General features: G+C 59.3%; 23 protein-coding genes and 2 tRNA genes. 15 read left to right on the forward strand and 10 right to left on the reverse strand.

The features are described from left to right. The first annotated feature begins 117 nt into the window (after positions 1-117). The 3 genes from ispG to prfA are packed head-to-tail and all read left to right on the forward strand — an operon-like array spanning position 118 to position 3,588. The gene (gene ispG / locus WFJ47_RS11360) at positions 118-1,272 is read left to right on the forward strand and encodes a flavodoxin-dependent (E)-4-hydroxy-3-methylbut-2-enyl-diphosphate synthase (protein ID WP_127102524.1); all 1,155 of its coding nucleotides are present in this window, start codon (positions 118-120) and stop codon (positions 1,270-1,272) included. A 4-nt stretch (positions 1,273-1,276) separates the two neighbouring features. Next, on the forward strand, positions 1,277-2,521 hold the full coding sequence (gene hisS, locus WFJ47_RS11365; RefSeq protein WP_336763082.1) for a histidine--tRNA ligase: 1,245 nt from the start codon (positions 1,277-1,279) through the stop codon (positions 2,519-2,521). A gap of 2 nt (positions 2,522-2,523) precedes the next feature. Then, entirely contained in the window at positions 2,524-3,588 is a 1,065-nt protein-coding gene (gene prfA / locus WFJ47_RS11370) for a peptide chain release factor 1 (protein WP_336763085.1), read from the forward strand. 20 nt (positions 3,589-3,608) lie between these two features. Here the strand turns inward: prfA and WFJ47_RS11375 are convergent, their stop codons facing one another. Next, positions 3,609-4,049, reverse strand: a complete 441-nt coding sequence (locus WFJ47_RS11375; RefSeq protein ID WP_336763086.1) for a hypothetical protein — start codon at positions 4,047-4,049, stop codon at positions 3,609-3,611. Between the two features lie 32 nt (positions 4,050-4,081). Between WFJ47_RS11375 and prmC the strand changes: the two genes are divergently transcribed. After that, entirely contained in the window at positions 4,082-4,963 is an 882-nt protein-coding gene (prmC, locus tag WFJ47_RS11380; protein ID WP_336763088.1) for a peptide chain release factor N(5)-glutamine methyltransferase, read from the forward strand. A gap of 253 nt (positions 4,964-5,216) precedes the next feature. Next, positions 5,217-5,621 carry a DUF4167 domain-containing protein gene (locus WFJ47_RS11385; RefSeq protein ID WP_127102519.1) on the forward strand — a complete coding sequence of 135 codons (405 nt, stop codon included), beginning with the start codon at positions 5,217-5,219 and terminating at the stop codon, positions 5,619-5,621. Between the two features lie 16 nt (positions 5,622-5,637). Here WFJ47_RS11385 and WFJ47_RS11390 read toward each other — a convergent pair whose 3' ends face one another. Both WFJ47_RS11390 and WFJ47_RS11395 read right to left on the reverse strand, forming a co-directional pair. Next, on the reverse strand, positions 5,638-6,501 hold the full coding sequence (locus tag WFJ47_RS11390; RefSeq protein WP_336763091.1) for a glycosyltransferase family 2 protein: 864 nt from the start codon (positions 6,499-6,501) through the stop codon (positions 5,638-5,640). Between the two features lie 54 nt (positions 6,502-6,555). Continuing rightward, positions 6,556-6,630: transfer RNA gene (locus WFJ47_RS11395), tRNA-Met, on the reverse strand. Between the two features lie 188 nt (positions 6,631-6,818). On the opposite strand from WFJ47_RS11395, the gene WFJ47_RS11400 reads away from it, so the two are divergent. Together WFJ47_RS11400 and WFJ47_RS11405 are read left to right on the forward strand one after the other, a co-directional pair. After that, positions 6,819-8,027, forward strand: coding sequence for a mechanosensitive ion channel family protein (locus WFJ47_RS11400; RefSeq protein WP_336763093.1), 1,209 nt, complete (start codon positions 6,819-6,821; stop codon positions 8,025-8,027). Between the two features lie 214 nt (positions 8,028-8,241). Continuing rightward, positions 8,242-8,529 carry a hypothetical protein gene (locus WFJ47_RS11405; protein WP_127102516.1) on the forward strand — a complete coding sequence of 96 codons (288 nt, stop codon included), beginning with the start codon at positions 8,242-8,244 and terminating at the stop codon, positions 8,527-8,529. Between the two features lie 86 nt (positions 8,530-8,615). Here WFJ47_RS11405 and WFJ47_RS11410 read toward each other — a convergent pair whose 3' ends face one another. The 3 genes from WFJ47_RS11410 to WFJ47_RS11420 all read right to left on the reverse strand — a co-directional run bounded on the left by WFJ47_RS11410 (position 8,616) and on the right by WFJ47_RS11420 (position 11,113). Beyond that, positions 8,616-9,587: a bifunctional enoyl-CoA hydratase/phosphate acetyltransferase gene (locus tag WFJ47_RS11410; protein WP_336763095.1), complete on the reverse strand. Its 972-nt coding sequence runs from the start codon at positions 9,585-9,587 to the stop codon at positions 8,616-8,618. A 448-nt stretch (positions 9,588-10,035) separates the two neighbouring features. Further along, positions 10,036-10,248, reverse strand: a complete 213-nt coding sequence (locus WFJ47_RS11415; RefSeq protein ID WP_336763097.1) for a hypothetical protein — start codon at positions 10,246-10,248, stop codon at positions 10,036-10,038. A gap of 790 nt (positions 10,249-11,038) precedes the next feature. Beyond that, a tRNA-Val gene (locus tag WFJ47_RS11420) sits at positions 11,039-11,113 on the reverse strand. Positions 11,114-11,198: 85 nt separating this feature from the next. On the opposite strand from WFJ47_RS11420, the gene WFJ47_RS11425 reads away from it, so the two are divergent. Both WFJ47_RS11425 and mqo read left to right on the forward strand, forming a co-directional pair. Then, a complete protein-coding gene (locus WFJ47_RS11425; protein ID WP_336763098.1) occupies positions 11,199-12,095 on the forward strand; it encodes an N-formylglutamate amidohydrolase in 897 nt (298 codons plus the stop codon). 157 nt (positions 12,096-12,252) lie between these two features. After that, positions 12,253-13,731 (forward strand): malate dehydrogenase (quinone), encoded by a 1,479-nt coding sequence (mqo, locus tag WFJ47_RS11430; protein WP_336763099.1) that lies wholly within the window; start codon positions 12,253-12,255, stop codon positions 13,729-13,731. A 66-nt stretch (positions 13,732-13,797) separates the two neighbouring features. On the opposite strand, the gene WFJ47_RS11435 is transcribed toward mqo, so the two are convergent. Together WFJ47_RS11435 and WFJ47_RS11440 are read right to left on the reverse strand one after the other, a co-directional pair. After that, positions 13,798-14,919, reverse strand: coding sequence for an AI-2E family transporter (locus WFJ47_RS11435; RefSeq protein WP_336763100.1), 1,122 nt, complete (start codon positions 14,917-14,919; stop codon positions 13,798-13,800). Positions 14,920-14,960: 41 nt separating this feature from the next. Beyond that, positions 14,961-16,853: an ATP-binding cassette domain-containing protein gene (locus WFJ47_RS11440; protein ID WP_336763101.1), complete on the reverse strand. Its 1,893-nt coding sequence runs from the start codon at positions 16,851-16,853 to the stop codon at positions 14,961-14,963. Between the two features lie 117 nt (positions 16,854-16,970). Here WFJ47_RS11440 and ndk point away from each other — a divergent pair, with 117 nt between their 5' ends. Both ndk and WFJ47_RS11450 read left to right on the forward strand, forming a co-directional pair. Continuing rightward, positions 16,971-17,393 (forward strand): nucleoside-diphosphate kinase, encoded by a 423-nt coding sequence (ndk, locus tag WFJ47_RS11445; RefSeq protein ID WP_336763103.1) that lies wholly within the window; start codon positions 16,971-16,973, stop codon positions 17,391-17,393. A 296-nt stretch (positions 17,394-17,689) separates the two neighbouring features. Then, on the forward strand, positions 17,690-18,175 hold the full coding sequence (locus WFJ47_RS11450) for a hypothetical protein (protein ID WP_336763104.1): 486 nt from the start codon (positions 17,690-17,692) through the stop codon (positions 18,173-18,175). A 76-nt stretch (positions 18,176-18,251) separates the two neighbouring features. Here WFJ47_RS11450 and WFJ47_RS11455 read toward each other — a convergent pair whose 3' ends face one another. Continuing rightward, positions 18,252-19,268, reverse strand: coding sequence for a DMT family transporter (locus WFJ47_RS11455; RefSeq protein ID WP_336763105.1), 1,017 nt, complete (start codon positions 19,266-19,268; stop codon positions 18,252-18,254). A 111-nt stretch (positions 19,269-19,379) separates the two neighbouring features. On the opposite strand from WFJ47_RS11455, the gene WFJ47_RS11460 reads away from it, so the two are divergent. Further along, positions 19,380-19,973: an AAA family ATPase gene (locus WFJ47_RS11460; protein ID WP_336763107.1), complete on the forward strand. Its 594-nt coding sequence runs from the start codon at positions 19,380-19,382 to the stop codon at positions 19,971-19,973. On the opposite strand, the gene WFJ47_RS11465 is transcribed toward WFJ47_RS11460, so the two are convergent. Beyond that, positions 19,933-21,408 (reverse strand): sugar porter family MFS transporter, encoded by a 1,476-nt coding sequence (locus WFJ47_RS11465; protein ID WP_336763109.1) that lies wholly within the window; start codon positions 21,406-21,408, stop codon positions 19,933-19,935. The genes WFJ47_RS11460 and WFJ47_RS11465 overlap by 41 nt on opposite strands. Before the next feature lie 307 nt (positions 21,409-21,715). On the opposite strand from WFJ47_RS11465, the gene WFJ47_RS11470 reads away from it, so the two are divergent. The 3 genes from WFJ47_RS11470 (at position 21,716) to WFJ47_RS11480 (ending at position 25,135) form a co-directional block, all read left to right on the forward strand. Further along, positions 21,716-22,546: a sugar phosphate isomerase/epimerase gene (locus WFJ47_RS11470; protein ID WP_336763111.1), complete on the forward strand. Its 831-nt coding sequence runs from the start codon at positions 21,716-21,718 to the stop codon at positions 22,544-22,546. 154 nt (positions 22,547-22,700) lie between these two features. Beyond that, positions 22,701-23,687, forward strand: a complete 987-nt coding sequence (locus tag WFJ47_RS11475; RefSeq protein ID WP_336763113.1) for a glycosyltransferase — start codon at positions 22,701-22,703, stop codon at positions 23,685-23,687. A 56-nt stretch (positions 23,688-23,743) separates the two neighbouring features. Then, positions 23,744-25,135 carry a DUF2142 domain-containing protein gene (locus WFJ47_RS11480; protein WP_336763114.1) on the forward strand — a complete coding sequence of 464 codons (1,392 nt, stop codon included), beginning with the start codon at positions 23,744-23,746 and terminating at the stop codon, positions 25,133-25,135. The last annotated feature ends 188 nt before the right edge of the window (positions 25,136-25,323 follow it).

Below are 25,323 nucleotides of genomic sequence, written 5' to 3' on the forward strand. Positions count from 1 at the left end.
GGGATGCTCTGGCCAACATGACAATGGACAAGGGGTGGTGACACGGAACGGGGTTCCGGCAGCGCCCCCGGGTTGCACGGCAGGCCTTGCCGCGCCACCCGTTACGGAGACGAGATTATGAGCGGATATCGCCCCTACCAGTATATCGAACGTCGCAAATCCCGTCAGATTCATGTTGGCAAGGTAGCGGTCGGCGGCGATGCGCCGATTTCGGTCCAGACCATGACCAACACGCTCACATCGGATGCCAAGGCAACAATCGAGCAGATCCGCCTGTCGGAGATCGCGGGCGTCGATATCGTGCGCGTTTCCTGCCCGGACGAGGAAAGCACCGCAGCGCTTGCCGAGATCGTGCGCGAAGTGAATGTGCCGATCGTTGCGGACATCCATTTCCATTACAAGCGGGCTATCGAGGCCGCCAAGGCCGGCGCCGCCTGCCTGCGTATCAACCCTGGAAATATCGGCAGCGCCGAGCGTGTGCGTGAGGTCGTGAATGCGGCGCGTGACTATGGCTGCTCCATTCGTATCGGTGTGAATGCCGGGTCACTCGAGAAGCACCTGCTCGAGAAATACGGTGAGCCCAACCCCGATGCGCTGGTCGAGAGCGCTTTGGAACACGCCAAGATCCTGCAGGATCATGATTTTCACGAATTCAAGATCAGCGTGAAGGCATCGGACGTCTTCATGGCCGTCGCGGCTTATCAGCAGCTCGCCGAAGTATGCGACCACCCGCTGCATATCGGCATCACCGAAGCCGGGTCGAAGCGTGCCGGTACCGTAAAATCCTCCATCGGTCTGGGCAATCTGCTCTGGGCGGGCGTGGGCGATACGATGCGCGTCTCGCTCTCCGCCCCTCCGGAAGAGGAAGTTCTGGTTGGATGGGACATCCTCAAATCCCTCGGCCTGCGCCATCGCGGTGTGAAGATCATTTCCTGCCCGTCCTGTGCGCGCCAGGGCTTCAACGTGGTTGAAACGGTGCAGACCCTGGAAGACCGCCTGCAGCACATCAAGACGCCGCTGACGCTTTCCATCATCGGTTGCGTGGTGAATGGCCCGGGCGAGGCCCTTATGACCGATCTGGGTGTGACCGGTGGTGGCGCTGGCCGCCACATGGTCTATTCGGCCGGCAAGCAGGATCATCGACTGAACGAAGGTCAGGATATGATCGAGCATATCGTCGACCTCGTGGAAGAGCGCGTGGCGAAGATCGAAGCTGAAAAGGCTGCGCAGGACGAGGCCCAGAAGGCCGAGGCCGCGCTGGCGGGCGTCTGAGAAGATGAGCCAGTTGCAGCCGGTTCGCGGCACGCATGACCTGATTGGCGATACCGCGCGCCGCCATGCCCATGTGGTGGAGACGGCGCGCGAAGTCACGCGCCGTTATGGCTACGACGAGTGGTCGACACCGATCTTCGAAGACACGCGCGTGTTCTCCCGCACCCTTGGCGACACCTCGGACGTCGTCACCAAGGAGATGTACACGTTCGAGGATCGCGGCGGCGACAGTCTTACCCTGCGCCCGGAAGGAACGGCAGCTATCTGCCGCGCCTTCGTGACCAACGGTCTGACCCAGGCCCTCCCGCAGCGCGTCTTTTATAACGGGCCGATGTTCCGCTACGAGCGCCCGCAGAAGGGGCGCTTTCGTCAGTTTCATCAGATCGGGGCCGAGTTGCTGGGGGCAACCGATCCTCTGATGGATGCCGAGACCATCGCTATGGCGCATGCCATCCTCAAGGCGCTGGGTCTGGGCGACGCAGTCACCCTCGAAATCAACACACTGGGGGATCTCGACAGCCGACAGGCATGGCGTGAGGCTCTGGTGGCGTATTTCAAGGCGCATGAGGGGGCGCTCTCGGATGAGAGCCGTGCCCGCCTCGAAGCCAACCCGTTGCGAATCCTCGACAGCAAATCGCCGCAGGACCGCGCGCTTCTGGAAGAAGCGCCGAAATTCGGCGCCTATCTGAACGAGGCATCGCGAATCTTCTGGGACGATCTGCGTCGCAAGCTTGATCTGTTCGGTGTTGGCTTTGTCGAGAATCCACATATCGTGCGCGGCCTAGACTACTACAGCCATACCGCGTTCGAGTTCGTGACCGACCGCCTTGGGGCTCAGGGCACGGTTCTCGCCGGGGGCCGCTATGAGGGGCTTGTGGCCCAGATGGGCGGTCCGGCTACGCCAGCGATTGGCTGGGCAGGCGGTATCGAACGTCTCGCGCTCCTGATCGAGTCCGCTCCTGCTCAGCCGCGCCCTGTCGCGATCCTGCCGACGGGTGAGGCGACGCTGGCTGCCGCCATCGCGGCCGCGCAGAGCCTGCGGAATGCGGGTTTTGCTGCCGAGATCGAGACCCGTTCATCGCTCAAGAAGCGTATGGAGCGCGTCGTCAAATCCGGTGCAGCCCATATGGTGCTTGTGGGTGAGGATGAGTTGGCCCGTGGCGCCGTGACGGTGCGCGACCTCGGTAAGCGTGAGCAAACCGAAATTGCCCTGGACGCTCTGGCGGATCATTTTCTGAAAGCACAGTAACCGTGGCACTGGACGACAGGCTGGAGCGTATTGTCGCCCGGTCGGATGAACTACAGGCGATGATGTCCAGCGGCGAGATGCAGGGTGAGGATTTTGTGCGGGCGTCGCGCGAATTCGCCGAGCTCGAGCCAGTTGTGTCGTCCATTCTTGCCTATCGTCAGGCGGAGGCAGCGCATAAGGAGGCGCAGACTCTGCTGGACGACCCCGAGATGCGTGAGCTCGCACAGGGTGAGATCGAGGTCATCGAGCGCCAGCTCGGTGGTTTGCATCAGCAGGTGCGTCTTGCCCTGCTGCCGCGTGACGAGGCGGATGAGCGCAGCGCCATTTTGGAAATCCGTCCCGCTGCGGGCGGAGATGAGGCTGCACTTTTCGCGGCCGAACTCTTCGGCGCCTATAAGCGCTTCGCCGATCTCCATGGCTGGCGTTTCGAAATCATGGAATATGACGAGAGCGACCTTTCCGGGCTGCGGGAAGGCGTCGCCACCGTGTCTGGTCGATCGGTCTTTGCCCGATTGAAGTATGAGTCGGGGGTGCATCGTGTGCAGCGCGTTCCCGCCACGGAGAGCCAGGGGCGTATCCATACCTCAACAGTGACGGTCGCCATCATGCCCGAGGCTGAAGAGGTGGATGTAGCGATTGACGAGGGCGATCTGCGTATCGATGTCTATCGGGCTTCAGGTGCCGGCGGGCAGCACGTCAACAAGACCGAAAGCGCCGTTCGTATCACCCACATGCCCAGCGGCATTGTGGTGGCGATGCAGGAAGAGAAAAGCCAGCACAAGAACAAGGCGAAAGCCATGAAGATCCTGCGCGCGCGCCTGTACGAGATGCAACGCGCTCAGGCTCATGCCAGCCGCGCGGCCGACCGTAAGTCACAGGTTGGCACGGGCGATCGCTCGGAGCGGATACGCACTTACAACTTTCCGCAGGGGCGGGTGACGGATCACCGCATCAATCTGACCCTGCACAAGATTGACCGGGTGATGCTGGGCGAATTCGACGAGATCATCGATGCACTGACGCAGGAGGAGCAGACAGCCCTACTTGCAGCAGAAGGGCTGAATTGATCCTTGCTGCGTTGCGTCGATCAACTGACAGGCGAGGCGCAGATTTCGGCATGTCCGGGATGATGCTCGGCGATTTCCGGGTCATTGGGATCACGCAGAAAGAAATCGGTGAAGCCTTCGTCGCCCAGAGCGAGGAGGTGATGCCCCTCTGGGCGGTTCAGCGTGCCTTCACTGCTGACCTGATGCGTCTCGGCCCGTCCCTCGGGGTTGATGACCGTAATCTGGCCGCACAGCGCGTAATGATGGTTGATCCTGCCCAACGGGATCTCGATTGTTTTGGTCAGGCTCGGGGTCTTGTCATCCAGCCGGAATGTCGCCGCCAAAGTTCCGTCGATATAGAGACGCGATACCTCGGAAATCTCGATGGGCGCCCGGTCATCCGTGACTGTGAAGCTTTCAGCAAGGGCCAGGGCAGGACGCGCGCCGAACAGCCCGGCGAGTAGGAAGACGATCTTTCTCATGGCTGTTCTATAAGCCGATTCAGGAGAAACAGGTGAGCGCAAATCCAGTCTCGCTCAAACAAGTGCTCGACGACATGGCGCGGGCGCTCACTCAGGCCGGAATCGAGTCCGCCAGGATGGAAGCGCGTCGTCTGGCCTGCTGGGCGCTCGGTTGCGATGCAGCGGGACTTCTGACGCGTGATACCATTCCGGAGGACGCTCGAGGGCGGCTCGTTTCCGCTGTGACACGGCGTTGCCGGCGGGAGCCCATGGCCATGATCGAGGGAGAGACGGGATTCTGGAGCCTGACGCTCGGTGTTTCCGAGGCAACGCTCATCCCGCGTGGGGATAGCGAGGCCCTTATCGAGGCTCTGCTCGCTCTGCGACCGAACCGGGTGGCTGTCAGGACGATACTCGATCTTGGCACGGGAACCGGATGTCTGTTGCTGGCTGCCTTGAGCGAATATCCGGAGGCTTTCGGCGTGGGCATCGATCTCGCGCCTGAGGCAGCATGTCTCGCTTCGCATAATGCCGCGCGCAACAGGCTCGAGACGCGCAGTGTGTTTCTTGCAGGAAGCTGGTTTGCCGCTCTGAAGGGGCAATTTGATCTCATTCTGAGCAACCCGCCCTACATCCCGGTTGGCGAGATCGCCGGACTGATGCCGGAGGTACGGGATTATGAGCCAACTCGCGCTCTGGCCGGAGGGAATGATGGTCTGGACGCCTATCGCGCAATTCTGACTGAGGCATCTGACTATCTGTCTCCGAGCGGTTTAGTGATCTTCGAGATTGGCCAGGGGCAGGAGAGGGATGTCACGAGGATCGCACAGGAGGAGGGGCTGAAGCTGTGTGAGGCCCGCTCTGATCTTGGCGGCGTTATCAGGGCCTTATGCTTCGAGAGGAAGGACAGCACTCTGAGTCCGGGTCACGAATAATGATTGGCAGGTCGCGCCAAACTTGCTAGTTTCCTTTGATCGGTCCGTCGCGGTCACTGGTGCATGCACCGACAAGACGAACTGTTTTCCGCAATCGTGCAGTGATCAGTATGATCAGGCTGAGCGGATTTATGGCCTGATCATGTCATCCGGCCAGCTAGAGACAAACCAAGGGTCATTCATTCCCTGCAATCGCGCCGCATCCCGCTGCAAGCGGGTCGGGATTGCGAATACGAAAGTGCTACGCGGATCCATGAACATGAAACGTATGAGAAGCCGTCACCATCGTCCGAGCGGTGGCGGGTCGCGTCATTCGAATGGCCAGACGCCCCTGAACCGCAACCATGTGTTCGACAGCAACGGTCCGGATATGCGCGTGCGTGGCACGGCCCAGCAGCTTTTCGAGAAGTATCTGCAGCTTGGTCGTGACGCGACCGGGACGGGTGATCGCATCCTCGCGGAAGCCTATTTTCAGCACGCCGAGCATTATTTCCGCATTCTCAACGCCATGACCCAGGCCGCACAGCAGAGCCAGATGGAGCGCCAGGAGCGTCATCAGCAACGTGCACGCGCGCAGCATGATCAGGACGACCGACGCCAGGATGAGGGTGCGGCCGAAAATGAGAGCGAGGAAGCTGTTGAGGAAACTGCTGAATAAGGCGGTTTCCGAGTCTTTAGAATTGTGTCTTGAAGCGCTCCGGTACGGCCCATAGCCTGTCACCGGACAACCCAAGATCGATAGGATACGGGTCTTGTGCCCGTTCCTTGCCTTCGCGGATGAGCCGCTCACGCCAGGGCTTGAGGGCGGGGTCTTCCTCACCGAGGGTAGCGGGCTGGAACGGAAGCCCGGCCATGTTTCCAAGCATTTCTCGCCAGGGCTCATCAAGCATACGCTGATGCGCGCCCGCATCCTCGCTGCACCAGGGTTGCGTCCGTGTGCGCGCAAGGCGTTTCAGCCCTTCATCGACATCGCAATAGCGCAGGTGGAAGAGCATCAGCGCGGGGTTAGGGTTTGGCAGGTCCTCACGGATACTATGAAAGCCCGGCGACCATGTGACGGGTTCCCTGATCAGGCACGGCTTGCACATGGCCGCAGAGAAGCGCAGAGCGCTGCGCTGTGCAAGAATGGGCGCGCTGAAATCAAGCGCCGGTTCTACCGTGACGCGATGCAGCAGATCGAAGCCAGTCGCGGTCAGGCAGGGCGCCGGGCGCGCCTGACTAAGCTCGGTAAGAGAGCCATATATGGCGGGGTCGGCGACGAGGATCTCATCGACGTCGCAGTAAATGACGGCCTCATACCACTCCAGCAGACTGGCGCAGAAAAGACCGATCATCCGCGTGCGCCGTGCATCGTCCTGGGGGGAACGTGGGAGGCGCAATATGTTGCAGGGGAGGGCGCTGGTCGAGCCGTCATCCGAACCATGATCGATGACATGACACGCCGCCATCCCCACCTGGGACGCATAATGGCGCAGCCAGACCGGCAGAAACACGGGCTCGTTATAGACCATTGTGACCACGGCGAGGGGCGCTCTCATGAGCGATGTCTACGCAGCGAAACGGTTTGTGTCTATGTGGGAATACCGGTCGGATGGTAGCGGCGGACGGATTTGAACCGCCGACCAAGGGATTATGATTCCCCTGCTCTACCGCTGAGCTACGCCGCCATCGCGACCGGTGGGCGTGGAATTAAAAGGGTTGGGACGATGTGTCAACACTCCCCTGCGAGGTTTTTTGGTGCTTCGTGTTTTTACGCAGTCCATACTCTGTGGCATTGTATCCCAAGGGGTTATCCCATGATGCCCGGGCATGAGCCCGGTACGACCCATCCCTCCCAAGGATCCGGATCTCCAGTTTGAAGCAGCAGTTTCTGAGCTCACTTTTCGCCCTGCGTTCCTATTTCGACTGGCTGCCTGCGCAGCTCGTCTCCATTCTTATGCTCTTCGCGCTGGCGACCGTCGCCTTTTACGCCAGCAAGCTCGTATCAGTGATCATCCTGCGCATTTTCGGCAACCGGGAGGATGCGGTTCTGCGCAAGATCATCCTGGCCATGCGTCGGCCGGTGCGCGTGATGGTGGTTCTGGCCGTATTGCTTTCCGCCTTGCCAGCGGCTTCGGGCTTCACCTGGGAAACCACGCAGCTCCTTCAGAAGCTGCTGCTCTTTATCGGTATCCTGATGGTCGGCTACGCGGCAATCGTGGCCTTCCGGATCATGACCGAGGCCTATCTGCAGCGGATCACCTCGCGCGACCATAGCGATGACATCATGATCCGCACGCATCAGACCCAGATCAGGGTGCTTCGTCGGCTTACCGAAATTCTGGTGGGTATCGTCACGGTGGCCACTGCGCTGATGACGTTCGACTCAGTGCGACAATATGGCGTGTCGCTCTTCGCTTCAGCTGGAGCGGCCTCGCTGATTGTGGGCCTTTCGGCGCGCGGATTGCTGACCAACCTGCTGGCGGGCGTGCAGATCGCCATCACCCAGCCGATCCGTATGGAGGATCTGATCATTATCAACGGCGACTGGGCATGGGTTGAGGAAATCACATCGACCTATGTCGTGCTGCGCGTGTGGGACTGGCGGCGTCATATTGTCCCGATTTCCTATTTTTTGGAGAACCGCTTCGAGAACTGGACGCATAATTCTGCGGCGATCATCGGGGTGGTGTTTCTGTACGTCGATTACGAGGCCCCGATCGAGACGATACGCGGATTTTTGAATGAGATCATCAAGACCTGTCCGCTGTGGGACGGGAAGGTCTTCGATTGTCAGGTGGCCGATTGTGACGCGCAGACCCTCAAGATTCGTATTATCGCCAGCGCCCGCAATGCCCTGCAGAGCTGGGATTTGCGATGCGACATTCGCGAAAAAATCATCATGCGCATGCGGGCGGAATGTCCGGAGGCGCTCCCCCGTTCGCGCTTTGCTATGGTTCCGCCCCGTCCGGGTGAGGAGGCCTGGCCCAGTGCTGAGGCGATCTCACCGGTGATCGATAGACCACCTCCGGGTTCCTACATGGGCCCAGGCAGCGTCATGCCTCGGGGAGGCGCTGATCTTTGACCGCGAACTGGCGCAGCCAGACGCGGAACGAGCGGTAATGGGTTTCGAAAATGGTCATTCTTCGTGCCTCCTGTCTGGGGAGAAATACGCTGATAGCGGCACGTCTATGGCAAATATTTCACGTCACTGTCATATTTTTTGACGACCTAAAGCCGCAGTGCAGTCAAAAACCGTTTTTTAGCCGCTATGGCCGTTAATGTTGGAGTTGTCTAAGTTGACCACCTACCTTGTTGCCTATGAGAAGATACCCGGCATGACCTACGAGGCTCTTGAGCAGAAGCTCGTTAGCTTTACGGAGGGATTTCACGAAATCGACAATTTCTGGATCATCTCTTCCAATCTGATCATCTCGGACCTGCGAGATGTGCTGGCCAAACTGGCACCTCAGGGGGCGAGACTGATGGTCATGAAATACGTTCCGCATAACAGCATGGAGATGGGTGCCGCCGCATGGCACGGCTTCACGCCTCCTCAGGAGGAATGGCTCGCCGGCCGTCTTTGAGGAGAGGCTTCGAAGGGCACCCAACATTCGCGTATCCGGCGGCAGATGTCGAAAGGTTGCCCATGGCCTCTCCGGCTGCGGCGCTCTCAGGCCGCCTGCTCGGCAAGCGCCCGCGCGTAAAGCGCGCCTATTGCTGCGGAGGCGAGGCGGGCCGTGGCATCATCGGCACGGCTCGTGAGCAGGACCGGCACCTTGGCACCCATCACGATACCCGAGGTCGCGGACTTGCCCAGAAAGGCGAGCGCTTTCACCAATATATTCCCGGATTCGAGATCGGGGGCGATGAGGATCTGAGCCTTGCCCGCAACGGGGGAGTCGATTCCCTTGGTTTGAGCGGAGTCGAGGCTGACAGCGGCATCCATGGCGAGAGGGCCATCGAGTATTCCGCCCGTAATTTCCTTGCGATCAGCCATCTTGCACAGGCTTGCCGCATCCAGCGTACCCTGGATTTTTGTGTTGATCGTCTCGACAGCGGAAAGCAGGGCCACACGTGGCGTTCCCAGGCCGAGCGCATGATGCAGATCGATGGCATTTTGGGTGATATCGCGCTTGGTGATGAGGTCGGGCACGATATTGATGGCCGCATCCGAAACGAGGATCAGGTCGGGATAATCGGGGACCGCGATGCAGAAAACATGGCTCATTCGGCGTTTCGTGCGCAGGCCGCTCTCCTGCCGGATCACCCCGGCCATAAACGTGTCCGTGTGCAGACTGCCCTTGGTCAACCCCTTTGCCTCACCCTCATGGATCAGGGCGATCGCACGAGAGACGGCCCTGGCCGGATCATCGGCCTGCTCGATGCGCATTCCTGAGATATCGAGTCCCGATTCCTCTGCAACACGCGCGATCGTATCCCCGTCTCCCACGAGGATGGGAATGATGATGCCAAACCGTGCCGCCTCCACGGCGCCCCCGAGAGCGTGGCCGCTGCAGGGCCAGACAATGGCATAAGGTACCGGGCCGAGCTCCGCAGCCCTCCGCACCAGGTTGCGCATCAGCTTATGCTTGTCGGGGAAAACGGAGGAGAGGATTTCAGAAGGGGGGCGAGGCTGGGCCATGAGCGCGCGTTTCTCCGTGCTTGCATCAGTTTCCCCTCTTCAGGTCACTGGGCGTGAAGCGACGCTGACCGGGGCTGAGAACATCGATGCCGTGAATTTTCCACGGGGCCGATGACGTCGCTCTCCGAATATGGACTGGTAGCCCGCAAGACAGCCAGCGCGAAAGCGCTGGCTCGGGAAGCGTCGCAAGCCATCCTTAACAGATCAAGCGCTCCCCGCCCGGATCAGGTTTTCTTGAGGCGGGCGGAGCGGCAGGCACCTTGCGACATTCGTAAGCGTTCGATGGGACGAATAGGCGCTTCTCGACCGGTGAACCTTGGTCGATCACTCCTGAAGCCGAGGAAAATGCGCTTGAGGGTTGAAAGAGGTCACTCGCTGTCCATGCGTGTTTCCCTTACATCGTCACGCATCAGCGCGATCGCGGCCCGTCATTTGGCCCCGACGGAAGTTAGCGAATCGGCCGGCGCTGCGCCGGTGCGCGCGCCATGCCGATCGCGAGCCGCGCGAAGACCGTTACCAGGCCAAGCGCGAACACGACCTCGCCCAGCAAGTCGAGCATGTCCGTCAACTGCGTAGTGTCGGGAAGCGCACATGCGCTTATGCCTGAGGAAAGCGCCCAGACGCCGAGCGCGACGAGAATGAGAATCGTATTCCTGAACATGAGGCTCCCTTACAAAATGTCACGTACCTCACAAAGAGGTGTTAAGGTTATTTAACGTTCATTAACGCTTAAGAAGCAAGAGCAATCCGCGAACAAAATTTTTTCTCGTGACGCGGGAACTCTACGGATTTTAAGCGTTATGGCGCGTCCAGAATGCCCGAGATGGAACGAAACGATTCGCCTCCGGAAAGAGGACTGGACTGGTCGTTAAAGTGCGACCCTGGATCATGGCATGGCAAACGGAACGTTGACGTTAATTTGATTCCCCTAGGTGCGGTTTCATTAATCTTCGGTATGTCTGCGCTCATCTGGGCTGTTCCGCACGCTTCGAGCTTTTCTGACGCGCCGATCCCGTCACGCTGCAAGCGAGCGAGCGAGCGCGAGGGCAGGAATCTCGGAGTAGAAATCATCTGGCGGTGTCGCTCGGACAGCTTAGGCCGCTATCGGGAGGCCGTGGATGGAGGGCGACGCAGGGAAGGGAGCGCCCATATCCGACCGTAACCAAACGTAACGGTCAATCTGGAAAGATGTCATTGCAGGGAGCACGAAGCGTTCCACGCAGAAGGGGGGGCATGTCACGTGGATCAAAGCTGACAGATCCTGGGGTGGCCGCTTTTTGAAGTCTGCGCTGGGGCCATCCAATCGGCCGGGGGCGGGTGGCGACCCGGACCTCTTCGCGCAGCGTCGTGTAGTCAAGGCAGCAGCGCGAAGTGCAAGGCAATGTGCCGGTTTCGCTTCGAAGGCGACCGTCATTAAGCGTTGGATTGTCGGGGGTATTCAGCGGACCGGATGGTGGGCGCAACAGGGATTGAACCTGTGACCCCTACCATGTCAAGGTAGTGCTCTACCGCTGAGCTATGCGCCCATCCGGTCCGTGAGCGGCGTTTTAGCGGGCGTTGACGGGGCTGGCAAGATGGGTTTTCTAAAAAAATCACCAAAGCGGAAAAAAAATGATTTTCGGCCCCTCTCTGGATGCAGAGCCTTGTCTTTCTTCAGCTTTTTCTTTGCAGGAGAGCGCGCAGCCGGTAGCCCCTTTGATCCTGGCTTCGCCGCATTCGGGACGCCGCTATCCTGCGCTCTTCCTCCGTCAGTCCCGCCTCGATCTGCTGTCGCTTCGTCGCAGTGAGGATGCTTATGTTGATCTGCTTTTCAGGGCGGCCCCTCAATTGGGCATTCCGCTTATATGTGCCGAGTTTCCGCGCGCCTATTGCGACGTTAATCGCTACGCCTGGGAGCTGGACCCCGGGATGTTTCGCGAACGCCTCCCGCAAGGGGCCCTGACCAACACAGCCAAGGTCAGGAGCGGTCTCGGAATGATGGCGCGCATCGCAGGGCCGGGTAAAGGGATCTATCGTCATCAACTGCCTCTGTCCGAGGCTCATGCGCGCATAGCGACATGCTGGCTACCCTACCATGAGGCGCTCGAAGCGCTGATCGCTCGGTGCAGGGCGCGGTTCGGTGTTTGTCTGATGCTCGATCTGCATTCCATGCCCACGCTGCCGCATTTGCGTCTGCCCGACATCGTTCTGGGTGATCTGCACGGAACAAGCTGCGGGGGGGAGATCGTTGACGGGCTTGCGGGGATGCTTTCCGCGCGAAATCTGAGCGTCGGTCGCAATCGTCCCTATGCGGGCGGCTATATCACAGCGCGACACGGTTGCCCGTCGGACAATGTGCATGTCATCCAGGTGGAGATCGGCCGTAATCTGTATCTGGACGAGCTGAGCCTGGAGCCCTCGCCGGGTTTTGCGGCGGTGCAGACAACAATCGAGGCTCTTCTGCCCGATCTCGTTCTGTTGGCGCAGAAACTTGTGAAATCACCGGCTTGCGTATCGCCCAATCTGTGATTTTCGACCCGCTATCTGATCAACTCCGGCTGATTCACGGCCGGGGGGGCTCGATTGATGCTATGAAGCTGTGTTTGAAGAGACCCGACGCACGCGTGCCGATACGACGCGTCTCGCAAGCGTCGACCATCTGTCCCCTGACTGGAAGAGCTGCCTCATGACCATGACCTGCCAAGAGCGACCCGATATCGTGCTGATCGGTGCTGGCGTCATGAGCGCCAGTTTTGCCGCCCTGATCCGGTCTCTTGATCCTGGTCTGAGCATATCGATGTTCGAGGCCCTCGACTCCTGCGCGAAGGAAAGTTCCGAGGCCTGGAACAACGCCGGGACCGGACATGCAGCCTATTGCGAGCTTAATTACACCACCCGCCGCAAGGATGGCAGTATCGATATTGCCAAGGCGCTTGACGTCAACACGGAGTTCGATCTGTCGCGTCAGCTTTGGGCTCATCTGACCCAGACGGGATGGATAGAGCACCCGCAGAGCTTCATACGTCGCTGTCCTCATATGAGCTTTGTGCAAGGGGAGGAAAACGTCGCTTTTCTCAAGGCGCGTTACGAGGCGATGGTCAGTCATCACTGTTTCGACACCATGCGCTATACCGAAAACCCTGAAGAGATCGCTCAATGGGCGCCGCTCATGATGGCACGTCGTTCGTCTGGGACACCGCTGGCCGCAACACGCGTCGAGCAGGGAACCGACGTGGATTTCGGGACCCTGACCCGCACGTTGTTCAGCAGGCTGGAGCAGGAGAGCGGGGTCGATCTGCATTACCGTCACAAGGTGACGTCCCTCAACCGAGAAACCGGTGGGCGCTGGCGCGTCAGCGTGCAGGATCTCGAGACAGGGCAGGCCAAGACAGTTTCAGCCGGCTTCGTGTTCGTGGGCGCAGGGGGCGCAGCTCTTGAATTGCTCAAGGGGGCGGATCTGCCAGAGGCGCATGGCTATGCCGGTTTTCCCGTCAGTGGTTTGTTTCTGCACGCCGATAACCTCGATCTCTGCCAGCGCCATTCGGCGAAGGTCTACGGCAAGGCGGCCGTTGGCTCTCCCCCCATGTCGGTGCCCCATCTTGATACGCGTATCATCGGCGGGAGGCCCTATCTGCTATTCGGTCCCTATGCGGGCTTTACCACCAAGTTTCTCAAGTCGGGTCGTTGGAGCGATCTTCCCCGTTCGATCACCACCGATAATGCCAAGGCCATGTTCGATGTCATGGTCGATAACCGGGATCTCGTACGGTATCTTATCGGTCAGGTTCTCCAGAAGAAAACGGCCCGCTTTGATGCGCTCCGCGCGTTCTATCCTGCGGCCCGTTCCGATGACTGGCGCGTCGCGGTGGCTGGACAAAGGGTTCAGATCATCAAGAAGGAAAATGGCCGGGGTACCCTGAAATTCGGCACCGAAGTGCTTAGCACCGCCGATCACACTCTGGCTGCCGTGCTCGGCGCTTCTCCAGGTGCCTCCATCGCGGCTTCAGTCGCGTTGCAGGTGGTGCAGAAAAATTTCGCTGACCGGCTGCCTGAATGGCAGGACCGCCTTAGGGCTGTCATCCCAGGTTATGGGCTTGATCTACGCAAGGACGAAACGGCCTGTCGTGAAATCCGGGAGCGGACAGGCGCTATCCTGGGAATTTGATGGACGTCTAGGGGGCTTTGTCCCGGCGGCGCGGCAATCCGCCGCCAGGAGAGTGCCCGACATATGCTATTCAGCTGCTGCAGGGGCTAGGGGCGCATCGCCCATGGCCTTGCCAGTGCGCATTTCCTCTTCCAGCGGTGCTGTGGCGTGATCGCCGATCGAAAGCAGCGCGGCTGTAAGCGGTGAGGCCAGGATCAGCCCCGGCACTCCAAGGATCGTCCCGAAGACGGTCTGAGAGAGAATGGCGAGCGCGGGCGGCATGTGCACGGCATGACGCTGGATGAACGGGGCCAGCACATTGCCTTCCAGAAACTGGATAACGCAGTAGAGTCCGGCCACCATGAGCCCCGTGCGTGTTCCCTGCGAAAGGGCGATCAGCACGGCAGGGATCGCACCCAGAATGGCGCCGATATAGGGAATGAAGTTGCAAAGCCCGGCCACGACACCGAGCGCCATGGCAAGAGGTACCCCGAGGCATACCAGGCCAATACCGGAGGCGAGGCCGACCACGAGCATGTCGAAAGCCTGCCCCATGGTCCAGGACCAGAGTGTCGCTCCAGCGGTCAGCATGAGATTGCGCGCCATCGGGCGATGGCTCTCAGGCACGAGGCGCAACATGCCATCCACATAGATGGCGGGAGACATGGCGAAATAAAGCCCCGCGATCAGGATCACGGCGATGGTGCCCAGCAGACCAAAGGCGCTGCTGAGAAGGCCAGTGACCGAATTGGCGATTCCGGCTCCTAGAGAGGGGCCGCTGCTCTGCTCATTGCCACCGAGCGACTTGGGCAGATGATCGAGCGCAAATTGGCCCCAGGCGCTCGTACCCATCTGGTCGCGCACTTGGCCGTACTGGGTGATGAGCGCCTGTTTGAGCTTGACGAACTGATCGCCGATCTGGGGGCCGCTGAAGAAGAAAAGGGCGGCAATCGCCACAAGGATCAGTAGCGCCACCAAACCGACAGCGAGCTGATAGGGCATGCGGGCCTTGTCCCGCAGCAGACGCGCAAGCCCGTGCAAAATAACCGCAAAGAGCGTGGAGGCGAACACAACCATCAGAACGTCGCCAATGAGCCATACCGCAAGGACGACGACAGTGATGATGAGCGTGAAGCGCAGGATACGAAAGATCTGCAGTAATTCGCGCCCGGCGGTCGGGGCGTCTTTGGCTTGGGATTCGGACATCATTTCCCGCTCTCGATACATTGATGACACTGTAACGATATTCGTCAGTTCTGGTTCGCGGCCTCGATCTCGGCTTCGGCCGCCAGCCATCGCTCCTCTGCGGCAGATTCTTCGAGCTTCAGCGCCCCAAGTCGGGTGTTGAGTTTGGTAATTTCGCCGGAATCGCTCTTTTCGTACAAGGCAGGGTCGGCAAGCCGCGCCTCGATCTTCGAGCGTTCCTTGCCGAGCTGCTCCATGAGGTGCTCGGCTGCTTTTGCTTCCTTGCGCAGCGGCGCGAGCGCCTTGCGTTGCTCGGCCCGGTCGCGTCGTACTTCCTTGCGGCCAGCATTCTCGGAGTCGCCGTCTGTCTTGGTATCGCTTGCAGCTTTTCGTGCGCGTTCCACAAGCCAGTTTCGGTAACCGTCCATGTCGTCATCGAACGGGGTAATGGTGCCGTCATCCACGAGCCAAAGGCGATCGGCTACCGATTCAACCAGATGGGCGTCATGACTGATCAGCACGACGGCGCCTTCGAAGTCACACAAGGCGCGTATCAACGCATCGCGGGCATCGAGGTCGAGATGGTTGGTCGGTTCGTCAAGCAGAAGCAGATGCGGGGCATTGCGTGTCGCGAGCGCAAGGAGCAGACGCGCCTTCTCACCACCCGAGAGATCCCGCACACGGGATTCAGCCTTGCCAGCATCAAGCCCGAACCGGTCGAGTTGGGCCCGAACCGCGACGGGGGGCGCCTCTGGCATGGCGCGGCTCATATGGTCGATCGGGGTGTCTCCCGGGATCAGTTCGTCTCCCTGATGCTGGGCGAAATACCCGATACGCAGGCGCGGCGAATGCTGCATCGATCCGCTCATCGGTTCGAGCCGTCCTGCCAGAAGCTTGGCAAACGTTGATTTCCCCTTGCCGTTCTGACCGAGAAGGGCGATGCGGTCATCCAGATCGAGGCGGCAGGACAGGTTGGAGAGGACGGACTTGCCCTCATAGCCTACCGTTACCCTGTCGAGCATGAGCATCGGGGGCGGCAGGGGCGCAGGCTCTGGAAAGGAAAAACGCGTCGGGCTGTCCTCAACGACTGAGTCGATCTGAGGCAGGCGTGCCAGGGCCTTGAGGCGCGCCTGCGCCTGCCGCGCCTTCGTCGCCTTCGCCCGAAACCGGTCGACGAAGGACTGCATATGGGCGCGCTGGGCAGCAAGACGTTCCGCCGCGCGGTTCTGCTGTAACGCCTGCTCGGTGCGGATACGGACGAACTCGTTATAGCCGCCTGGTGTCAGGCTGAGCTTTCCCTTGTCGAGATGGGCAATCGAGTCGACCACGCTGTCGAGCAGGGACCGGTCATGGCTGACTACGATAGCCGCGCCGGGAAAACTCTTCAGCCAGTTTTCCAGCCAGATTGTCGCTTCGATATCGAGATGGTTCGTCGGCTCGTCGAGCAGGAGGAGATCCGGATTGAGGAAGAGGGCGGTGGCCAGTGCGACGCGCATGCGCCATCCTCCCGAAAAGGAGGAGACCGGCCGGAGTTGGGCCGCATGATCGAAACCGAGCCCCGACAGGATGCTTGCTGCGCGCGACGGGGCGGAATGGGCGTCAATCGCCAGGAGGCGCTCATGGATGTCTGCCATTGCGGCGTGATCAGTTGTCGTCTCGGCCTCGTGCAGCAGACGCGCGCGTTCGAGATCGCCTGCCAGGACGGTCTCGATCAGCGAGGCATCGCCTTCGGGCGTTTCCTGCTTGACGCGCCCCATCGTCGCCCGGTTTGAGAGCTGGATCGCCCCCCCATCGGGGTGGATGTCGCCCGCAATTGCAGCGAGGAGGGTGGACTTCCCCGCACCATTTCGCCCGACCAGACCGACCTTGCGTCCGGGATCGATACTGAGCGAGGCCGTGTCGAGCAGCACACGCCCGGCGATGCGCAGTGTCAGATCGGTGATGGTCAGCAGGCTCACGGGATTTCCTCAGGCAGGATGGACGTGTTTTGATGCCAAGCGGACTATCAGGAGTTGTCGTTTTGCTCTAGGGGAGGGGCGTCCAACGCTTTTCTTTTTTAATGCTGGAGATGCCCCATGGCTCTGGAACGCACCCTTTCGATCATCAAGCCTGACGCAACCCGTCGCAACCTGACCGGCAAGATCAATGCCGTCTTCGAGGAAGCCGGTCTGCGCATTGTCGCCCAGAAGCGTATCAAGCTGACGGAAGATCAGGCCAAGGCATTCTACGCCGTTCACGCCGAGCGTCCGTTCTACGGCAGCCTCGTTTCCTCCATGCTGGCAGAGCCGGTGGTGGTGCAGGTGCTGCAGGGCGACAACGCTGTTGCGCATCATCGCGACGTCATGGGCGCCACCAACCCGGCTCAGGCTGCTGATGGTACCGTGCGCAAGCTGTATGCCGAGAGCATTGAAGCCAATTCCGTGCATGGCTCCGACAGCCTTGAGAATGCGAAGAACGAGATCGCATTCTTCTTCGCCGAGACGGAGATCCTGCCGTAAGGCTGCGTGACCTCACGGCGTTGAAAGGCGGCCTTCGGGCCGCCTTTTTCGTATTCTGCTCATCCCAAACCACCCGTCATCATGAACTTTCCGATCATGATCGATCCTCAAAGGCGATATTCGCGCCGTGTTTTCGGATGCTATCGTCAGGAAATACTTACTATTAACGCCCGAAGTTTATAGTAGGAAGAAAATTATCTACCAGACCGGTCATCCGCGAAGCACTCGGGTAACGGCAGTGCTAGAATTGACCAGCTAATGTTGCCAGTTCGTAGTGATGGGGTAGAAACTGTAGAATGATACATTATTTTGCCAAAATGGATCAAGAAAATTCGTCTATAGAAAACTCGGATACTGGGAATATCATCCAGTTTCCAACGAAAAATAGTCATAGGCGGAATGACCCTTCAGTAATAGAGGACCCGTGCATCACTGTTACCGATGAGTTCGGCCGGCATCTTGACCGGCTGGGGATGTCCGGTGACGAATGTTGTTATATACTTTTACCCGCAAGCCAGACTCTTCTCTTCGAGTTTCCCCAGCTTCCCGTCGTCGATGCCGATGGTCGGCCCATCCCCTGTGTGGCGATCAGGAAGATTGTGCTCTCCGAGCCGGAAGCCGTGACGGAAATCGATTGTCTACCGGGGTCATCGACCGGCTCAAGTGCAGAGTCAGCGTGCGGGATGTATTGGATCGAGCGCGGAAAACAGTTACATCTTCACAGGCATTCGCCGGATCAGGTTGCGTTGCTGGCGCTGAAGCTGGAACTCGTACACGGTTGAGATCTGCCTGACATTCCTGCCTGGTACTCTCATCACGCGTCAAATGAAGCGACGGGCGCGCATGGCAGAATCGGCCTTATACGGGCGGGGTGCTGACGGAGGTTGTTCGCCCGGTGATTGCGCGCCATGGACGCCCATCGATCGCGGCCAGGCCCGATCCGATCAGGATGAGCCCAGCAATGGCATACCAGCGAATGGTCTCGCCAAGAAACGCTGTGCCGAGAAGCAGGGCCATGACGGGCAGAAGAAAGGTTACGAGGGACAGATTGGTCGCACCGGTCGTGCTGAGAAGCCGAAAATAGAGAATGAACGCGAGCGCTGTACTGAGGAAGGCGATCCCGGCGAAGGCCCAGACGACCGGGGCGCTGGGTGTCGGCAGTGTCCAGGGGCGGTCGATGATGAGAGAAAAAGGCAGCACGACCAGCGCGCTGGCGCTGAGCTGTCCGGTTGCGATTTTCATGGGGGCCAGTTTTCTGAAACGGCGTGCGTAGACCCCCCCAAATCCGTAGCTTAAAGCCGCAGCCAGACAAGCGAGCTCGCCGATAAGAGGGTGCTGGGCGTTCGTGTTGAACAGGGCTGGACCGATCAGCACCGCTACGCCGCAGAATCCCGTGATGATTCCGACGATCTTGCCCCAACGCAGCTTCTCGTCATGTGTGAGGAAATGCGCAACGATTATGGTGAAGACGGGGGTGGATGCGTTGAGAATTGCAGCGACACCACTGGATATACGCGTCTCGCCAAAGGCGATAGCGGTGAAAGGGATGACATTATTGAGTGTGCCGAGCAGGGCAAGCTGCCCCCACCAGGACCGGTCGATCTGAAGCGGATCGCGCCGAACGAGCAGAAGGAGATTGAGCGCTATTGCCGCCAGACCCACACGCCCCAGAACCACCGTGAAAGGTGGGATCGAGGCGACAAGAACCTTGAAAAAAAAGAAAGACCCGCCCCAAAGCAAGGCCAGTACCAGGAGGAGCGACCACTCCGCGAGACCCATTCCCCGTTCGTGGTGACGATTCATGATGGTCTCCTGTGATGGCAGCGTCGCATAAGGTGGGTAGAGCCCATATTGTGACACAGGAGCGGTCATCATGCATCCGGACGCCCATGGGTTCAGAGCGGTAAAGGGTTGGTGATCACTGTGCTTGACTTCGTCAGGTAAGCGAGCGGAGCGTTCAGGGGTAGAGCCGGAGGGATTCTAGTTTTGACGAATTGTCTTGAGGCGCTCGGCGCGCGTATCGCCATCATCGGCCCTTCGAATAGTGGCAAGTCCACACTGGGATGTCTTATCAGCCGAGCGCGCGGCATCCCTGTATATTCTCTCGACCTGATTCGCTATGAGCCGGGCGGCTTCGAGAACTTGCGGAGCATTCAGGATTTTCATGGTGATCATGCCCGGCTTCTAGCCAATCCTGGTTGGGTCATTGAGGGCAATTATTCCTCCTGTCTGCAGGAGCGGCTCGATCGCGCCACAGGCGTTATTCTTCTGGACTGCCCGAGTTGGCTCAGTGTGGGACGCTATATCCGGCGTTGCTTCCGCCCTGGCGTGCGGCCCGGGGCTTTTCCCGGGCGGGTCAGAGAACCCGTAAGGCTCGCCATGATCCGGCATATTCTCGGCGCGACACGCGATAACAGAACGCGCTATCGCCGCCTTTTCGAATCGCTGAGTCTTCCAAAAATCATGCTCATGAGCCCTCGCGCCTTCAGAAAGTTCTGCGAGGGCGAAGGGCTCGTTAGCGCGGGCAGGATCGCGCGCGTCAGACGGGATCCGGATGACCGATGCCGCTCTGGGCCTTGAGGGGCCGTGATGCCGAAGCGTTGGGATTACCGAGCATGGTTTCCTCGATCTTTTCGAGAGACACACCACGGGTTTCGGGGACATAGCGCAGAACGAAAATCATGGATCCGAGGCAAAGCAAGGCAAACAGCCACATCGAAAAGGCGCCGTGAAAAGCCTCGTTCAAAGCTTTGTTGCCTGCGAGCATCGGGAAGCCCTGAGCTACCACGAAGTTCATCACCCAGTTCGAGGCGACAGCAAGGCTCATTCCGGCCGAACGGATGCGATTGGGAAAGATCTCCGATACGAGAATCCACGCGACCGGCCCCCAGGAGAGTCCAAACATCAGCATGTAGAAGAGCAGACCGAACAGGGCCAGAAGGCCGGTATCCTGAGTGTATAGCGCGACCGAGGACACAAGCAGCCCAAGAGTCATGCCTAGGGAGCCCCAGAGAATGAGCGGCCGACGGCCCTTCCTGTCGACGATCCAGGCACCGATCATTCCCCCGACGAGATTGGCGACACCAATCCAGATCGTCTGGAACAGGGCATTCTGCAGGCTTCCACTTGTCGCGCTCAGCAGCATTGGGGCGTAATAGACGACGATATTAATGCCTGTGAATTGCTGTAACCCGGCCACCATCGCGCCCACAAACACGATCCAGCGTGCGCGCTTGTCTTTCAGAATCGTACCGAGTGCATGGCCCTTTCCGCCATGTCGGGACATGGACTCCCTTATCTCCGCCATGAGTGAGCGCGCATGGGCGTCATTCGAGATGCGGCTGAGCGTGCGGAAAGCGTGATCCTCACGCCCGCGGATCATGTGCCACCGCGGTGACTCGGGAATGAGGAAGATTGTCGCGCAGAAGATCAGGCACGGCACGATCTCTGAGCCAAGCATCCAGCGCCAGCCCATCGTCTCGAGCCAGGCGGTGCTGGCGCGGGCGGCAATGAGGTAGTTCACGACGTAAACGAGCAGGGCCCCAAGAACGATGGCGAATTGCTCCATAGAAAGCGCTCTTCCGCGCATATCCTTGGGAGAGACCTCAGACATGTACATGGGCGACACGGCGGAGGCGATGCCTACCGCCAGCCCACCCAGAATACGGTAGAGCACGAATTGCAGAAAATCCGGTGCGAGGGCGGCTCCAATCGACTGAACCGAAAACAGGATCGCGCAGACAAACAGAGCCATGCGGCGCCCCAGCGTGTGGGCAAGCCAGCCAGAGGAGAAAGCACCGATGATACAGCCAAGGATTACACTGGACACGGCCCAGCCCGTGGCGGCGTCACTGAGCTGGAAATGCGCCCTGATCGGGCCGATGGCCCCCGAGATGACGGAAGTATCATAGCCGAACAAGATTCCGCCGAGCGCAGCGACGGCACAGATCCGCAGAACGTAAGAGACGTCATGACGCTCGGATGACACGCCTATGAGCGCACTGATTCGGTTCATGGCCATACCCTCCGGTAACAGGCAGAGGGAAGCCTTGGGGAGGGATCATCGAAGCACCCCGGCGCAATGCGCGACCGCGGCTGAATAAGAAGAAATGCCCTGTGAGACATGGATAACCTCGAATATGACATTCATGTAACTTTCTGAGCCTAGGGCTTGGGCGCGGAAAGCGAATGGCGATTTCGATGGTTTTCCATCAAGACCTGCATGGGCCAGAGCAGCGGGACCGGTCACGTTCTGAGTGGTTCGAGAAGTACGTCCCAAAGGGGCACTCCTCCCCGAAACGAAGCTCAAAGGACAAGACGTCATGCGTACGGCCCTTCATGGTATTTCCAGTTTTCATAATAATCTGATCACCGATATCCGTGTCGCCGCTCAGGCAGGTTTTGACGATCTCGAAATCTTCTATCCCAAACTGGCCCGTTACCTCGCCTGTGGCGGCACTCTGGAAGATGTGCGGCAACATGTGAACGCAGCAGGGCTGCGCGTCAGTTATGTCAGCGCGCTCGACCACATCGAGCGTCATGACTCTTCAGAGTTTGAGGCGCTTTTACAGGAGGCAAGGAAGATCTCGCGCGAGGCCGAAGCGCTCGGTGCCGCAACCGTGATGGTGCTTCCCCGAAATGGTATCGATCATCTGCCGCAAGAGCGGATCATGGACATCATGGTCCGCAATATAGGGGCTATCGCCGCGATCGGGCGCGACCATGGCATTCGCTTCATGATCGAATTACCCGCTTTCACGCAGTTTCGAACCCTCAGCCAGGCGCAGGAAGTTTTCGATCGCGTCGGCGCGCCCAATATCGGCGTGGTTGTTGATTTCTGGCATTTCCATGCAGTTGGCGCGACTCCCGAAGACGTTGCGCGGCTCGATCCCGCGCGGATCTTCGGTGTGCATTTCTGCGATGGGCGTCGTCCTGCTGCGGGGGAGGCGTGGGATGAAACCGTGCTGCGTTCCTGTCTGCCAGGGCAGGGTGAAATCGATCTTCCGGCATGGTCCGAGGCCGTGCGTGCCAGTGGGTATAAGGGGCCTTGGTCGATCGAGTTGATCAGTCCGGCGCTCTGGGAGCAGGACCCCCAGGATCTCTTGCCCAAACTTCAGACGATCCTGCGCAGTCATATGCGTCCTGTCGGATAGGAGAGCGGGATACGCGCCGCATTCTTGATGTCATGATCGGCATATTGCTGATCCTCGTGCCGGGATGGGGCCGGGGTCGCGAGCGGGATGATCTGGCGTCGCCTGTGTCGAGATGCTAGGAGCCCGGTATCAGGATCGTTTCATAGAGAGAGTGATGCAGGCCGAAACCCCACGCCCGGATTCCGCAGTAGGCAGTCCCTTGTCGCTGTCCGCCCACCGGATCGCCGTGCTCATTCCCTGCTATAATGAGGAAGTGACGATTGCTGGGGTGGTACGTGACATGCGTACCGCCCTTCCTGACGCCGCGATCTACGTCTATGACAATAATTCGACCGACCGGACGGTGGAACTGGCCCGCGCGGCGGGGGCGATTACGCGGCGTGAGCGCCTTCAGGGTAAGGGCCATGTCATACGCCGCATGTTTGCGGATATCGAAGCCGATTTCTATGTGCTGATTGATGGCGATGGAACCTATGAGGCCCAGGCCGCACCAAAAATGGTACGCCTCGCGCTGGAGAATGGTCACGACACGGTGATGGGCGTGCGCATCCATGAAGAAGCCGCAGCCTATCGTCCTGGCCATGTACTGGGCAACAAGGTGCTCACCGGGCTCGTGGTCAATCTTTTCGGGCGAGGGCAGTCCGATATGCTCTCCGGCTACCGGGTGTTCAGCCGGCGATTCGTCAAGTCTTTCCCTGCGCTGTCAGCCGGGTTCGAAACCGAAACGGAGTTCACCGTTCATACGCTTCAGCTCAATATGTCCATGGGCGAGGTCGCGACGCGCTATATCGAACGTCCTGAGGGCTCGTTCTCGAAGTTGAACACCTATCGCGACGGCTTCAGGATCCTGGGGACGATCGTCAATCTGCTCAAGCAGGAGCGTCCGTTCCTGTTCTTCGGGATGATCGGGGTCGTTCTTGCGGTGATCGGAATGCTGGTCGGGATGCGATCGGTGCTTGATTTTGTCGAGACACACTCCGTGCCGCATCTTCCCTCGGCGGTGCTTGCGATGGGGCTCGAGCTTCTGGCCGCCCTGTCTCTGGTTTGCGGCCTGATCCTGAACAGCGTCACTCTTGGCCGTCAGGAAAACAAGCGTCTCGCCTATCTCGCCTTGCAGGCTCCGCCCTGCCTGGATGCGTGACGTCATGACGGTGCAGGCATCTTTGATTCTCCGCCCTTCAGCAGAGTTTTGATCGCGTGTTCGCGCGCCTGAAAACCCTGCCGCTGGTTTCACCGGCGATCCTTTATCTGTTCTTTGCTGCGCTTATGGGAATGGCCTGCATTCTGCTGACTCCGCCGGGGCAGGTGCCAGATGAACGCAATCATTTCGCGCGCATCACCCAGATCTCCCAAGGCGGGATTGTCGGGTTCAAGAAAGGCACGCGGGAGGCTGGTGGCTATCTGGCTGAGAATTTTCCGAGTGAGTTGGAATTGCTCGGCGATCTGCACTCCAATACCGCCATGAAAATGCCGATGACTGAGTTTCTGGCTCTTTCCGAGAGGCGCTGGGCCGATCAGAGAAGCTGGTTCTCGTTTCCTAACACCGTCATCTATGCGCCTGTCACCTATCTTCCGGCCGCGTTCGTCACTTGGATAGGACGTCATGCGCATTTCAGGATCATCGACACCCTCTATCTTGTCCGGCTCGCCAATATGGCGTCGATGCTGGCGCTTTGCGCCCTCGGTATAGCCTTGGCGCGGCGCGGCACATTGCTGTTGATCGTGCTCTCTAGCCTGCCGATGGCGCTTGCCCTGGGTGGCTCCTGCTCCCAGGATGGCGTTCTGATCGGGCTCTCGGTACTGACAGCGGCTCTCATCACCCGTTTTGACCGGGATAATCCCGGTGGAATTCGCGCTTGGGTCGGGATCGGTATTCTCTTCGGCATCTTGACGATTAGTAAGCCGCCACTCTTGCTTTGTAGCCTGGTACCGCTGGGACTTAGCCTGCCAAATGCGCGGCTTGTTCGAGGCATTCCGTTTGCATGTAGTGTCGCGGCCTTTGAGATATGGAACCGGCTCGCGCTGAAACCTACAAAAATCGAGTTTACTGATCGGACTGGCGTATCCGATAGCGGTCAGATCGCGTGGATTCTAAGCCATCCTTTTGATCTCCCTGGGCTGGCTGTGCGGTCACTGCGCAGCAATCTTGGCCATACGATCCATGAGTTCTTTGGCGTCCTCGGTTGGTTGGATATCGTTCTCCCTCACGGATATTACCGTCTGATCTATCTCGCTGTAGTCCTCGCCGTTGCCGTTAGTTTGTTGCCTGGCTTGCGGGAGCGTGCGGCGCTTCAATCACTCACAAGTGTAAGCGTGACGATTCTCGCGATGTTGCTGGCTGTCGGAGCTGTGTATTTCTCGATCTACGTAATCTGGACGCCGGTGGGGGCGCCGGTTGTCGATGGGATACAGGGGCGATATTTCCTGCCCATCGCGCCCTTTCTCGTCGTCGCTTTCCCTCGAGCAGCACGTGCGGGGCAGATAGGCGCATCCCGCCTGATGCATCAGGGCATTATGGCAGTGACGGCATTGTTTCTGGCCGCAGACACACTGGCGCTGACCTGCGTTCTTGCCGCGCGATATTGGTGATACGCAGCGCGCATGAATAAGCCCGGCAATAGACCGGGCTTATTCGTGATACAGTTGTTTCAGATGGGGTGGATGGCTCCCGATCACGGCATCTATAGTGCCAAAGGTGAGGACGCCATCTTTGCGTACCTCTGATAGTGGAGCCATCCGAGATGACGATTACCACGATTGGTTTGGATCTGGCCAAG

Source organism: Asaia sp. VD9, assembly GCF_037150015.1.
In the GTDB taxonomy this organism is placed as follows: domain Bacteria; phylum Pseudomonadota; class Alphaproteobacteria; order Acetobacterales; family Acetobacteraceae; genus Asaia.